Genomic DNA, 13,650 nt, shown 5'->3' on the forward strand with positions numbered 1-13,650 from the left:
GCCTAGGCTTCTTGTAGTTGGTTTGAATTGATTAATTCAGAAATACCATTCCAGAGTTCAATCCTTTTGTTCAAGGCTTCTTTGGCTACTTCCAAAACCTCCTGCCACTTTTGGTCATTCTCCTCACATAGCTCCTCAATCATTTTAAGAGATAGGGGTCCATGCTCATCCCCATCCAACTCAATATGTCGCTTTAAATAATAAGTGAGTTTGGAATAGGTTTGATCTTGGGTTTGTGATTGATTGATAATCTGAAAGAACATATCAGGAATGACATCTTCTCGGCCAAAAGTAAAGGCCGAAGCAATTTTATGAGGCTCCTCTGTGGCAATGATATCAAACGTGAATTTGATAAAGTCGGCAGTTTCTTTTTGAATCTTTACACTATCCAAACTAGAATCAATAGATGCTCCTTTTGAAATTAGATCAATAAAATTTTGGATGGTATGTGTGTTGGCTCCTATTTGATTCATGGCGTCCAAATACATTTCAAAATGACTTTTCGGAATGCCATTTTCATCTAAATCACTTTCCTCACCCAATACGATTTCGTTTATAAATCGAGCCGTTGTGGCATTTTGAGCTGGAACCCATGGTGTTTTCGTACAAGTTAGTTGGTTTTGAAGCGCCTTTAAAAGGGACATAAAATCCCACACGGCAAACACATGTTGTTCCATAAAGATTTTTACATCATCCATATGGGAAAGTGCTTTATAAACTGGATGGTTGTTTAAAGTAGTTCTCAGGTTTGAGAGCTCCTTTTCTACAAATTCAATTCGTTTCATATACTGTTTAAAGGACTAAAGCTTTTTGTCTAAATTCAGTTTCCTCATCACTTTCAATTCCCAGTGCTTCGTAGATATAAGCAAATGTTGAAAGAATTTCTGGTTTACCATCAACTAAGGCCACATCATGTTCAAAATGGGCACTTGGTTTGCCATCAAGAGTCACAATAGTCCAGCCATCTTTAAGTTGCTTGACTTTATGCGTTCCCATATTGATCATGGGCTCAATCGCAACAACCTGACCTTCGATAAACTTTTTACCACGACCACGTTTTCCGTAATTTGGCATTTCTGGGTCTTCGTGCATTTTTTTACCCAATCCATGCCCTACAAGCTCTCTTACAACTCCGTAGCCTTCATTTTCACAAAACTTTTGAATGGCGAAACCAACATCTCCGACGCGGTTACCGTTTTTAAACTCACGAATTCCTACATAAAGAGACTCTTTAGTAATATCGAGAAGTTTTTTGGTTTCAGGAGCAACTTCACCAATTTCAAAGGTATAGGCATGATCACCATAAAACTCATTCATCAAAGCTCCACAATCAATAGAAACGATATCGCCATCTTCAAGTGGTTTGTCTGTAGGAAGTCCATGAACTACGGCTGCATTAACGCTGCAAAGTAGGGTAGAAGGACATCCATAAAGTCCTAAAAAGCCAGGAACCGCGCCATGATCTCTAATAAATTCTTCAGCCATTTTATCCAATTGAAGGGTGGTTACACCAGGTTTTACTTCTTTGGCTAGCATTCCCAAAGTTTTGGAAACAACGAGTGCGCTTTGACGCATCAATTCTATTTCTTCTCTAGTTTTTACTATAATCATATCACAAAAATATCGGCAAAGTTACTTAAAATTTATGGATGTCTATTTATCAACTCGTTTTATGATTTTTGACATGTTTTTCCCTATTATTTGTCTTTAAATTTGTTGAAAATTAGAAGCCATGTATGAGTCTATTACAGCTGATGAAGCACTAAAAGTAGTTAAATCAAACGATAGGGTATATGTTCAAGCTGCCGCTGCCGCGCCACAATCTTTAGTTCAAGCACTTGCAAGAAGACATGAAGAACTTAGAAACGTGGAAGTATGTCATTTACACACCGAAGGTCCGGCACCGTATGCCAATCCAGAATATAAAGATAGTTTTCATGTTAATTCCTTTTTTATTGGAAAAAATGTGAGACATACTTTAAGAGCAGGCAATGGGTCCTATACCCCTGTATTTTTAAGTGAATTGCCCATTTTATTTAAGAGAAACATATTAAAGTTAGATGTGGCATTAATACATGTTTCACCTCCAGACAGACACGGGTACTGTTCTTTAGGAGTGTCGGTTGAAGCTACTTTAGCAGCGATTGATAATGCTAAGCACGTGATTGCCCAGGTGAACCCTAAGATGCCTCGAACACATGGGGCGGGAATTATCCATATTTCAGAGATTGACGCATTTGTTGAGGTTGATACGCCCATTTTTGGTCATGAAGCAACCATACCAACCGATATAGAGAACAAAATTGGGGAGTATGTGGCAGGTCTTATAGAAGATCGAAGCACGCTTCAAATGGGTATAGGAAGTATTCCAAATGCCGTATTATCAAAGTTGACCAGTCACAAAGATTTGGGGCTTCATACCGAGATGTTTTCTGATGGAGTTATTGATTTGATCTTGAATAATGTTATCACCTGTAACTATAAATCGATTAATAGAGGACGAGCCATGGCCACATTCTTGGTTGGGTCTCAACGTTTGTATGATTATGTAGATGACAATCCATTTGTGGAAATGAGAGGCTCTGATTATGTGAATAACGTTTCGGTTGTGAAGCAGAACCCTAAAATGGTAGCCATTAATTCAGCTATTGAAATTGATTTAACTGGCCAGGTTTGTGCCGATTCTATTGGATCAAACATGTACTCTGGGGTAGGTGGGCAAATGGACTTTATTAGAGCCGCCTCATTAAGTGAAGGAGGAAAAGCCATCATTGCATTACCATCAACTACCAGAAAAGGTATCAGTAGAATAGTTCCTTCTTTAAATCCAGGAGCAGGTGTGGTAACAACAAGGGCACACGTTCACTATGTGGTGACTGAATACGGAGTAGCTGATTTATATGGAAAAACTATTAAGCAACGTGTAAAAGCATTGACAGAAATAGCGCATCCCGATCATAGAGAGGACATTGCTAGAACCTACTTTGATTTAATAAACGGATAAAAGTTATTTCTTAAAAAACGAAAATAATCCCCTTTTTTTTGGAGGCTTTATAGGTTCATTGTTTGGGTCAGATAGCATTTGATAAATTTCTCCCCAACCTATAAAGCCTCCAATATTTCTATCGTCTATGAATAAATCAGCGTGGATTTTCCTACTCTTTGTATAGTCAAATTGTTCTTCAGGAAAACTTTTGTTCACCGAATAGAAATGAATTCCATTTTCTTTACAAAACGTTACAGCTTCTTCTAGGCGAACATCACATCTGTAAGTCCAAAGGATTAGTCGGTGTCCATCTTCTTGAAGCTGTCTTAAGGTTTCAAATGCAAATAGTTTAGGTTTTCCAATTTTAGGATAAGCATCCTCTACAATGGTTCCATCAAAATCTACGGCAATGATTAACTTGTTTGTAAAATTCATGTTTCGGTCTTGGTCGTAAAATTACAACTTTAAATAGTATTTTATTTTAGGGTTGATTTTTCCTTAGAATCAGGTATTTAAACTAATGATTTTTGTGTCATAGCTTCTGGCTGTTCTACGCCCATCATGTGTAAAATAGTCGGAGCCATGTCTCCTAGAATACCATTCTTAATTTCTTTCAAGTCTTTGTCAATCAAAATAATTGGGACCGGATTGGTCGTGTGGGCTGTATTTGGTGTGCCATCAGGATTGATCATGGTTTCACAATTCCCATGGTCTGCAATCAACAAAGTTGAATAATCATTTTCAAGAGCGGTTGTAACCACATCTTTTACGCAATCATCAACAGCTTCACATGCTTTGATAGCAGCTTCCATGACGCCAGTGTGTCCTACCATGTCACCGTTGGCAAAATTGAGACATACAAAATCAATATCCCCTTTTTGTAAAACAGGTACTAAAGCATCTCTGAGTTCATAGGCACTCATTTCGGGTTTTAAATCATAAGTGGCCACTTTTGGTGAGTTTCTTAAAATTCTTTCTTCCCCTTCAAAAGGCTCTTCTTTTCCTCCAGAGAAGAAGAATGTAACGTGTGGATACTTTTCAGTTTCTGCAATACGCAATTGTTTTTTGTGATGTTTTTCCAAAACTTCCCCTAGAGTATCCTTTAAGTTGTCTTTGGTATATACCACATGTATGTTTTGGAAGGTGTCGTCATAAGTAGTCATGGTGACATAGTAAAGTGACAACTTGTGCATGTTTTGCTCATGGAAATCTGATTGTGATAGGGCTTCTGTTAATTGACGGCCTCTGTCAGTTCTGAAGTTGAAGAACAGCACCACATCCCCTTCTTGAATTTTAGTAACAGGTTCTTGGTTTTCATCAACCATGACGATAGGTTTGATAAACTCATCAGTAACGTCTTGATCATAACTTTCTTGGATAGAAGCCAAAGCATCTTGGGATTTGCTCCCTTCTCCATTAACCAGGGCGTCATAAGCTAATTTGACACGTTCCCAGCGTTTATCTCTATCCATGGCATAATAACGACCGGTGACGGTTGCTAATTTGGTATTCGTGTCTTTTACGTGATTCTCCAGACTTTCTATAAACCCATAGCCTGATTTTGGGTCTACGTCACGTCCATCTGTGAAAGCATGCACATAAGACGATGGTACACCATAGTCTTTGGCAGCGTCAATCAAACCAAATAAGTGTTTTATGTGCGAGTGAACCCCTCCATCGCTTACCAATCCTAAAAAGTGAACTGGTTTGTTGTTTGATTTGGCATATTCAAAGGCATCTTTAATGACTTTTTCATCTTTTAAAGTGTCTTTTTCAACAGCCATATTAATCTTTACCAAATCTTGATAAACAATACGGCCAGCACCCAAATTCATGTGTCCAACTTCACTGTTTCCCATCTGGCCTTCTGGCAAACCAACATTAAGTCCGTCGGTTCTCAAACTAGCATTGGGGTACTTGGTATATAGGGAATCTATAAAAGGAGTATTGGCATTGTCAATAGCTGAAACTTTTGGGTCTGGAGATTTTCCCCACCCGTCTAAAATCATTAAAATTACTTTCTTATTCATGTTTACAAACTTTGGTACTGTAAAGATAATTCATATAAATGTCTTGAATAAATATGGGACTTTAAAATAAATGACTTTATGGAATTTTTATGATTTCTGAAAGGAACTGGAACCCAAAAAAGAGAGATGTACAAAATTTAACAGATTTGTTCTCTGATAGTTAATAAAATGTTATAAAAAATATTTTGTGTAACAATCTAAAAATTTAATCGTCTCTTTAATACAATCAAAAAAATCATTAATCAAAAATCTTTCATCATGAAAAAAACAGCAGTCATTCTTGCAATCGCATTAGGCTTTTCTTTTAGTCTAGTAAATGCCAATCACAATCCAGTATCATCAACTGCATTGGAAACCTTAATCGGACCAAAAATTAGTCCTTTATGTATGTCAATAGTTAAGGGAGATACAGAAACAGTAAAAAAATTATTAGGACTAGGTGTTGATGTCAATGAAAAATCAGCTGGAATGACTCCAGCAATCTATGCAGCCCGATACAATAGAGTAGAGATTTTAAACTACCTTATTGAAAGCGGTGCAAACTTAAAAGTAAAATGCGACAAAGGCTATACAGCCTTAGAACATGCAGAAATGTCTAATGCTACTGAGGCCAAAGCTGCCATTAAAAGCGCTTTGGATAAATAATCAATAGCATTTTTCATCGGTTGGTTAGTTGAAAAAGCCTCAGGTTACTGGGGCTTTTTCTTTAAATGTTTAAGCGATTTGAACATTGAGAAATGGGTTCCTATTTGAGGTATTTCAAAAGGTTCACCAAAGATTTCAAAACCGTTTCTTAAATAAAAATTAAGTGCTTTTTCTCTGGCATTACACCAAACCAATCCTATTTTCTTCTCCATGAGAATTTTATTTCCAGCATCAATCAATAGACTGCCATAGTTTTTGCCTTGTGCCGATGATAGAACTGCCATCCCTCTTAGTTGAAATTGATTGGGATTAGCCAAGTCTGGATGATGATTTTTTATAAATGTAACCACTCCCACTAATTCGTTTAAGAAATAAAGTCCCAAATGAAATGTGTCAGGATCATCATCGCCATTAAAAACGCAATCTTCTTTGGGTCTGCCTTCCCGCAAGACAGGATGTCTAACTTCATGAGTTTCCAAGGGTGAGATTATTTTCACCTTTAAATCAGGGTTATTCAATTTATAAAGTTTGGCGGGCATGCCATCATAAAAGCCATCGCCGATCCAACTTAAACCAGATTTTATAATGACGTTATGAGAAGCCAAATTGTCTTTATGGGCATGGGCGAAAATAGTCGCCAATTTCAGTGTTTTGAAACCATAGGTAATGGATGCTTTGCAACTTTCTGTGGCATAACCATGCCCCCAATACTTTTTGTAGAAACGATATCCAACTTCAATCAAATGTTCTTTTGGATGAAATTTCAAACCGCACCAGCCTAAGAAAGCATTATCTTCCTTTCTGATAACGGCCCATCTGCCCATATTGTATGTTTTATATTGGTCGTAGGCTTCAATAAATTTTTGAGCTTCTTGAAGTGAGGGGAATGAGGAGTCGCCTGTAAATTGAATCACTTCAGGATCCTTGTTCATCTCAAAAAAATGAATAGCATCCGAAGCATTAAACTCTCTTAAATACAAACGATTTGTTTCAGCAATTAAAGTCATTGAGTTTCAATTGGTATGCTTAAAAGCAGGTTGTTTTTTGTAATTTATGAATTTAAGAACACGATTAATTTTCCAAAAAAAAGAAGAAAAATTTGTTTGGAAATAAAAGTAAGTAATATATTTGCAACTGCAATCGCGGGAGTAGCTCAGTTGGTAGAGCGTCAGCCTTCCAAGCTGAATGTCGCCGGTTCGAACCCGGTCTCCCGCTCAAAAAAAGTCTCACATTTGTGAGACTTTTTTTATTTATTTCAGGTTGTTTAATGATGATCCCGTTTCTATTTCATAAGGGGTTTTCCCACATTCAAATACCCTGCCTGTTAATTCACCTTTTAAGGTAATATTCTCGTTTTCGATGTGTAGCCAACTGCCTTCCCTTAAACCAACCACCGGCTGCGTATTAAATTGATGGAATTCTTTGATTCTGGTTTCTCGAGTTTCGCCCATGTGATTATCTCCAGGTACGGGATCTAAGTAATGAGGGTTTAAGTTAAAAGGAACCATACCTAACGTTTTAAAACTTGGCGGGTAAACAATTGGCATATCATTGGTGGTGTTCATGGTTAACCCACAAATGTTGCTTCCTGCGCTAGTTCCTAAATATTTTGTTCCATTGAAAAGGGCATCCCTTATGGGTTCGATTAACTGGTTTTTGTATAATTGGTTTGCCAAAACAAAGGTGTTTCCGCCTCCTGTAAAAATAGCCTCGGCATTTTTTACTGCTTCAATAGGGTTATTATACGTGTGGATCCCCGTTATGTTTTTACCAATTTTTGAAAAGCCCTTTTGTGCAATTTCAGTATATGCATCATGACTGATGCCTCCCGGTCTGGCATAAGGTATAAACAAGATGTTCGTTATATTTTTAAAGAACACTTCAAGTTCTGGATGCAGGTATTCCAAATAGCCACTCCCATGAATGGTTGAAGTGCTAGCCATTATAATTTGTTTCATTTCGTGTTGTTTTTTGTAAAGGTAGACAATATCAGGTTTAACAAAAGTTTATTATCTTAATAGGATAATATTCATTTGAAAAATAGTTCCTTTAATAAAAACTTTAAAGCGATCTCATGAAACAACTTTTACTTTTCACTTTTTTTTTAATCACTATTTCAACTTTTTCACAAGGTGTCATTAGAAAGGAAATTACCGGCCAAGTGGTTTCCAATGAAAATGATGTAGAAGGTGTAACCATTTATAATAAATCTACTTCCAAAGGAACTATAACAGATCAGTTTGGGGAGTTTACCTTGTTAATGGGAGAGGGTGATATAATAGAGATATCGGCACTTCAATATACTCCAGTATCCTTTCCTGTAGCCAAAGAGACTATGATTACAGGCGTTTTGAAAATTTGGCTAACTGAGCAGGTCAATAGTTTGAACGAGGTCTATGTCTTTTCTTCGGAACTGACGGGTAATTTGGGTGTTGATGTAGATAGCGTTAAAGTGATGAAAATTGACCCCTTGGGGAATTTGACTTTAGGAGATGTGAGGAATATGAATTTCCCGACAGATCATTTAACCAAAGTAGATAATTTCATAACCAGGCAAGGTCAATTTTACAATGGCGTTGATTTTGCGGCCCTATTAAGTGTGTTTTTTAAGAAAAAATCCAAGCCACTTCCTAAACACCAAGAACTGAAGAGAGAAGATCAAATTGTTGATATTTCTGAAAAATATACCCATGCGTTTATAACCCAACAGTTTCATATTCCGGAGGATCAAATAGAAGCCTTTTATTCTTTCTGTTATGAAAAGGGATTTGATGCCGATTTGTTAAAGGATGAAAATGAGGTAGAGCTGATTGAGTATATGGTGAAAATGAGTGAAAAGTTCAGAGGTTTGGGTAATGGGGAAGATTGATGTAATCTTTTTTGTTATCATTTTTCTATCTGCCAATGTTCTGTGCTCCCAAGAAGTGCTGTTATCAGGTAGGGTTACTTCAAATGAGGATGTAGAAAATATCCATGTAATTAATAAAACTTCAAGTAGGTTTACTATTACGAATGAAAAAGGCGAATTCATAATTCCTGTAAAACTTCATGATACCATATTGTTTTCCTCCTTGTTGTATCATCCAAAGGAAATAGTAGTCTACCAGAAAATGATAGAAGAAGGAATAGTAGAAGTCTCATTGACTGATACAACCTATGAATTAAATGAAGTGGTTTTAGGTAAGGTGCTTACGGGAGATTTAATGGATGATGTTTCGGCTGTAGAAGGTGAACCCATCACAGCAAGAAAATTAGGAATACCCAGTTATGAGGGACCACCACCAACCCAAAGTGAAAGACGGTTAAAAGAAGCAACTACTGGAGGAGGATTTGTTCCTTTGAACCCTATTCTTAATGCCATATCGGGACGAACAAAAATGCTCAGGAATAGAATTAAGTTGGAACGCCGAGATGATCTAATGTATGAGATAAGAAGAAGTCTTGAAGATAAATTATTTGAAATGGAAGACTTACCAGAAGAAAGGCGTAATGAATTTTTCTACTTTTGTTCCGAAGACGATATCTTTATCCAACGATGTAAAGTGAGTGGTGATATTGAAATTTTAGAAATGCTATTGGTCAAGCTTCAAGAGTTTAAAAAGCAGTGGCAAACTAAAACCGATTAGTTGGAACACTTTTTGTAAAGAAGTCAAAAAAATCAAATGAAATACCTGTTAATTTTATTCGTAGTGCCACTTATGGCATTTTCCAGTTTGCATAAATATTATGTAAGCATTACCCAAGTGGAATATGTTCCTGAGAAAAAATCGTTGCAACTTATCTCACGAATTTTTATTGATGACCTAGAAGATGTCCTACAAGCTAGGTATGATGAAAATTTAGTAATGGCTTATAAAAATGAAGATAAGCAAGTAGATCTTTATGTTGAAAAATACATAAGGAGTAAATTTGGAATTAAAATTAACGGCCAGGAGGTATCCTTAAATTACATAGGGAAAGAATATGAAGATGATATTGCCATCGTTTATTTGGAAGTTGAAAATGTGAAGAAAATTTCCTCTATTGAAATTACCAATTCCGTGCTCTATGATTTGTATGAAGAGCAACAAAATATCATTCGCACGAAAATTAACTCCAAGAATAAATCCTTTATCCTCACTAGAGAAAATGATAAAGCAATGTTAAATTACGATTAAATGTCTCATTTGCATTGATTTTTTGCTATTTTCCGCCGAATTTTTTACCACTAACAAACTTTTCAAAAGAATAATGAAAATCTACAAGTATTTCTTTCTTTCGATGGCTTTTTTATCTGTTCAAGCTTTTGCACAAGAACAGGAACAAGAAAAGCCCGAAACAAAAACCGGTCATACCAATAACAATAAATTTAAGCAATTGTATGACGAATTTTCAACCCCAAATATGTTCAGGACGGCTTCTGGTGCTCCGGGTCCATCCTACTATCAGCAGCAGGCAGATTACAAAATGGACATAACCTTGGATGATGATAAGGCTACAATTTCTGGATTTGAGACGATTACTTATCACAATAATTCTCCAGACGAGTTAACCTATCTATGGGTTCAATTGGATCAAAACATGAGAGCCAAAGATTCTAAAACGCCTTTAATTGAAGGAAGTGGTGTAGCACCTGCTCAACAACCTTCTGGTTTTGTTTCAACTTATATGAAAGAACCTTTTGATGGTGGTTTCAATATCATGGAAGTAAAAGAAGCGGGCGGAAAGGCGTTACAACATACTATTAACAGAACCATGATGCGCGTTGAATTACCAAAGCCATTAAAATCTGGAGAGAAATTTTCATTTTCAATCAAGTGGTGGTATAACATCAACAATCACGTAGATGGAAGAGGAAGATCTGGATATGAATATTTTGAAAAGGATGATAACCGAGCATATGTTATAGCTCAGTTTTACCCTAGAATGGCCGTTTATAATGATGTAGAAGGATGGCAAAATTCCCAATTCTGGGGACGTGATGAATTTGCGTTACCTTTTGGTGATTTTGAAGTGAACATCACCGTTCCAGCCGACCATATTTTGGATGGTACAGGAGAGTTGGTAAACCGTAAGGATGTTTTTACTAAAGAAATGATGAATCGTTATGAAAAGGCTAAAAAGTCTTATGACGAACCAGTGATTATAGTAACTCAAGCAGAAGCAGAAGCTGCTGAAAAGAATAAATCAACTAAGACTAAGACGTGGAAGCTTCATGCTAAGAATGTTCGTGATTTTGCTTTTACAACATCCAGAAAATATATCTGGGATATGATGGCCGTTAATATCGGTGGAAAAGACATCATGGCAGTATCTTTATATCCTAAAGAAGGCAATCCGTTATGGGAAGATTGGTCAACCAAAGCGGTGGCTAGTACTTTGAAGTCTTACTCAAGAATGACATTTGATTATCCATACCATAAGGCTATTTCAGTTCATGCTAAGAACCAAGGAATGGAATATCCGATGATTTGTTGGAACTATGGTCGTCCTGATGAAAACGGAAATTATAGTGACCGAACCAAGTATGGAATGATGAGTGTTATTATCCACGAAGTTGGACATAACTTCTTTCCGATGATTGTGAATAGTGATGAGCGTCAATGGACTTGGATGGATGAAGGCTTAAACACATTTACCCAATATGTGGCGGAGCAGGATTTTGGTAAATGGTATCCTGATGCCTTATCAGAAGGAGATGAAACCTATCCGTCGAGAAGAGGGCCTGCGGCTAAAATAATCCCTTACATGGGAGGAAATCAAGATTTTATTGCGCCTATTATGACTAAAGGTTTAAATACCTATCAGTTTGGAAGCAATGCTTACAGCAAGCCAGCAACGGCTCTTAATATTTTAAGAACGACCATTATGGGGGAGGAATTGTTTGACTATTCCTATAGAACTTATGCGCAAAGATGGATGTTTAAGCACCCAACGCCAGAAGATTTCTTTAGAACGATGGAAGATGCCTCTGCAGTTGACTTAGACTGGTTTTGGAGAGGTTGGTTCTACACTACAGATTGGGTTGACATAGGAGTGAAGGATGTTAAAAAATACTATGTGTCTTCTGAACCAAACAAATATGTTAAGGATATCGTGGCACAAAGAGGAATGAAAATGTCAGATTTACCTCCATTAGTATACATGGTAGAAGAGGGAAGTGAAGATTATAAGGAAAGTTTAAAGAATGGTTCTGCAGTTGAAAATTCATCTACATTAAAAGAATACCTTATGGACAATTTCACTGCGGATGAAAGAAAGAATATTAAAGAACCAAAATATTTCTATTCTATTACATTTGAAAAACCAGGAGGTTTGGTAATGCCTATTATTGTAGAGTATACCTATAGCGATGGAACTTCTAAAACAGAAACATATCCAGCGCAAATATGGAGATACAATGATAAAGAAGTTAGCAAATCTGTGGCTTCTGATAAGGAAATCGTAAAGATTACAGTTGATCCTAACCTGGAAACTGCAGATATAGACACATCAAATAACAGTTGGCCAAAAGAAGTTCAACAAAGTGATTTTGATAAATTTAAAAATCAGGTAAGAGATTAAAAATTAACAAAAGGCCAGTTGAATTAACTGGCCTTTTTAATTTTCATATAATTCATCTTAGTATATTTGCATCGTGATAGCAAGTGCGATTATATTGTTTATAGGTACACCAGAGGTGATTTTCATTCTCTTCATCGTGGTGTTGGTTTTTGGAGCGGATAAAATTCCAGAAGTAGCCAAAGGCTTAGGGAAAGGCATGCGTATGCTGCGAGATGCTTCCAATGATATTAAATCTGAGATTAATAACAGTAGTGATAAGATGGGTATTGATACCAATATCACCAAAGATGTTCAAGACGAACTCAATAAAGTCAAAGACGATCTAGAGGACTTTACGGGCTCAATAAAAAGGAACATGTAGATTTCTTCTAATCTAAACTCTCCAAAGCATAAAGCAAACGATTTTCAGCATTGGCCTGAGAACCAAACACCGAGCGGTATATCATTTTATCTTTTGTAATTAGTACCCACTGAGGTGTTCCTTCGCTTTGGAAGAAATCATAAATCTCATGTGTTTCATCTAAATAGATGGGGAAGGGTAATTCTTTTGAGGTGAATATACTTTTGATGTCTTCTTCAGAGGTTGTTTGAGTACCAAAATTACTATGAATGCCAATAACAGTTACGTTTTTATGCATGTTCTGCAGCTTGTAGGCTAATGGCACAGCTCTTCCAGTGCATCCTAAACATTGGTTGTTATAAATTAAGAGTAGCAGGTTTTGGTTTTTGTAAATTGACAATAAATCCACTGGATTTTGATCAAAGTCTTGAACCACTATCGAATTTAATTGGTTATCCATTATCTAACGCTTTCTACTTATTGTTAAGCCATCACGTATGGGCAAAATAACGGTTTCAACACGAGAATCTTCCTTCAATAGTTGATTGTATTCAACCAATAGTTTTGTTGACGTATCCTTATCATTAATAGGTTCGGCTACTTTGCCACTCCAAAGAACATTATCTGAAAGGATGATGCCTCCAGGTCTCAATTTGTCTACAATAGCATGAAAATAATTGATGTAATTTGGTTTGTCGGCATCAATAAAAACCAAATCGAAAGTGTGATCAAGTTTTGGAATGATATCTAAGGCATTACCTAAATGCTGATAAATTTGTTCTCCAAATGGTGAGGCGTCAAAATACTTCCTTTGAAAATCCACCAGTTCCTCATTTACGTCAATGGTATGTAATTCACCACCCTTTGTTAAGCCTTCCGCCAAACATAGCGCAGAATATCCTGTATAGGTCCCTATTTCCAATATGTATTTAGGCTGAATTAATTTGGAAAGCATGCTTAAAACCCTTCCTTGGTAGTCGCCACTTAACATTCTTGGTTGTAAAATTTTTTGATGGGTCTCTCTGTTGAGCTTTTGCAGAAGCTCCGGCTCATTTTCAGAGTGCTTTACAACATAGTTGTCAATATGTTCAGGCAGAAAATGCATA

At 36.6% G+C, this 13,650-nt stretch carries 15 protein-coding genes and 1 tRNA gene; 8 read left to right on the top strand and 8 right to left on the bottom strand.

Annotation, left to right across the window (positions count from 1 at the left end; genetic code table 11):
* Nucleotides 1-2: 2 nt before the first annotated feature.
* A complete protein-coding gene (locus tag ZA07_RS16165; RefSeq protein ID WP_053971421.1) occupies nt 3-785 on the bottom strand; it encodes a DUF3050 domain-containing protein in 783 nt (260 codons plus the stop codon).
* A 7-nt stretch (nt 786-792) separates the two neighbouring features.
* Nucleotides 793-1,611, bottom strand: coding sequence for a type I methionyl aminopeptidase (gene map, locus ZA07_RS09315; RefSeq protein WP_053971422.1), 819 nt, complete (start codon nt 1,609-1,611; stop codon nt 793-795).
* A gap of 121 nt (nt 1,612-1,732) precedes the next feature.
* On the opposite strand from map, the gene ZA07_RS09320 reads away from it, so the two are divergent.
* Entirely contained in the window at nt 1,733-3,004 is a 1,272-nt protein-coding gene (locus ZA07_RS09320) for an acetyl-CoA hydrolase/transferase family protein (protein ID WP_053971423.1), read from the top strand.
* Between the two features lie 3 nt (nt 3,005-3,007).
* Here ZA07_RS09320 and ZA07_RS09325 read toward each other — a convergent pair whose 3' ends face one another.
* Both ZA07_RS09325 and gpmI read right to left on the bottom strand, forming a co-directional pair.
* Nucleotides 3,008-3,421, bottom strand: coding sequence for a BT0820 family HAD-type phosphatase (locus tag ZA07_RS09325; protein WP_053971424.1), 414 nt, complete (start codon nt 3,419-3,421; stop codon nt 3,008-3,010).
* Nucleotides 3,422-3,498: 77 nt separating this feature from the next.
* The gene (gene gpmI / locus ZA07_RS09330) at nt 3,499-5,016 is read right to left on the bottom strand and encodes a 2,3-bisphosphoglycerate-independent phosphoglycerate mutase (RefSeq protein ID WP_053971425.1); all 1,518 of its coding nucleotides are present in this window, start codon (nt 5,014-5,016) and stop codon (nt 3,499-3,501) included.
* Nucleotides 5,017-5,274: 258 nt separating this feature from the next.
* On the opposite strand from gpmI, the gene ZA07_RS09335 reads away from it, so the two are divergent.
* A complete protein-coding gene (locus ZA07_RS09335; protein WP_053971426.1) occupies nt 5,275-5,661 on the top strand; it encodes an ankyrin repeat domain-containing protein in 387 nt (128 codons plus the stop codon).
* A gap of 44 nt (nt 5,662-5,705) precedes the next feature.
* On the opposite strand, the gene ZA07_RS16285 is transcribed toward ZA07_RS09335, so the two are convergent.
* A complete protein-coding gene (locus tag ZA07_RS16285) occupies nt 5,706-6,668 on the bottom strand; it encodes a GNAT family N-acetyltransferase (RefSeq protein ID WP_231628664.1) in 963 nt (320 codons plus the stop codon).
* 135 nt (nt 6,669-6,803) lie between these two features.
* Between ZA07_RS16285 and ZA07_RS09350 the strand changes: the two genes are divergently transcribed.
* A tRNA-Gly gene (locus tag ZA07_RS09350) sits at nt 6,804-6,876 on the top strand.
* 35 nt (nt 6,877-6,911) lie between these two features.
* On the opposite strand, the gene pepE is transcribed toward ZA07_RS09350, so the two are convergent.
* Nucleotides 6,912-7,619, bottom strand: coding sequence for a dipeptidase PepE (gene pepE, locus ZA07_RS09355; RefSeq protein WP_053971427.1), 708 nt, complete (start codon nt 7,617-7,619; stop codon nt 6,912-6,914).
* A gap of 116 nt (nt 7,620-7,735) precedes the next feature.
* Between pepE and ZA07_RS09360 the strand changes: the two genes are divergently transcribed.
* The 5 genes from ZA07_RS09360 to ZA07_RS09380 all read left to right on the top strand — a co-directional run bounded on the left by ZA07_RS09360 (nt 7,736) and on the right by ZA07_RS09380 (nt 12,565).
* Nucleotides 7,736-8,530 (top strand): carboxypeptidase-like regulatory domain-containing protein, encoded by a 795-nt coding sequence (locus ZA07_RS09360; protein WP_053971428.1) that lies wholly within the window; start codon nt 7,736-7,738, stop codon nt 8,528-8,530.
* Complete coding sequence (locus ZA07_RS09365) at nt 8,517-9,287, top strand: carboxypeptidase-like regulatory domain-containing protein (RefSeq protein WP_053971429.1); 771 nt, start codon at nt 8,517-8,519, stop codon at nt 9,285-9,287. Before ZA07_RS09360 ends, ZA07_RS09365 begins: the two co-directional genes overlap by 14 nt.
* A 36-nt stretch (nt 9,288-9,323) precedes the next feature.
* Nucleotides 9,324-9,818 (top strand): DUF6702 family protein, encoded by a 495-nt coding sequence (locus ZA07_RS09370; protein ID WP_053971430.1) that lies wholly within the window; start codon nt 9,324-9,326, stop codon nt 9,816-9,818.
* Nucleotides 9,819-9,891: 73 nt separating this feature from the next.
* Entirely contained in the window at nt 9,892-12,204 is a 2,313-nt protein-coding gene (locus ZA07_RS09375) for a M1 family metallopeptidase (RefSeq protein WP_053971431.1), read from the top strand.
* 76 nt (nt 12,205-12,280) lie between these two features.
* Nucleotides 12,281-12,565 (top strand): twin-arginine translocase TatA/TatE family subunit, encoded by a 285-nt coding sequence (locus ZA07_RS09380; protein ID WP_157492138.1) that lies wholly within the window; start codon nt 12,281-12,283, stop codon nt 12,563-12,565.
* Nucleotides 12,566-12,572: 7 nt separating this feature from the next.
* Here ZA07_RS09380 and ZA07_RS09385 read toward each other — a convergent pair whose 3' ends face one another.
* Both ZA07_RS09385 and ZA07_RS09390 read right to left on the bottom strand, forming a co-directional pair.
* Nucleotides 12,573-13,004: a redoxin domain-containing protein gene (locus ZA07_RS09385; RefSeq protein ID WP_053971432.1), complete on the bottom strand. Its 432-nt coding sequence runs from the start codon at nt 13,002-13,004 to the stop codon at nt 12,573-12,575.
* A gap of 3 nt (nt 13,005-13,007) precedes the next feature.
* Complete coding sequence (locus tag ZA07_RS09390; protein ID WP_053971433.1) at nt 13,008-13,649, bottom strand: O-methyltransferase; 642 nt, start codon at nt 13,647-13,649, stop codon at nt 13,008-13,010.
* Nucleotide 13,650 lies beyond the last annotated feature (1 nt).

The organism is Mangrovimonas sp. ST2L15, from assembly GCF_001280515.1.
GTDB classification, from domain to species: Bacteria; Bacteroidota; Bacteroidia; order Flavobacteriales; family Flavobacteriaceae; genus Mangrovimonas; species Mangrovimonas futianensis.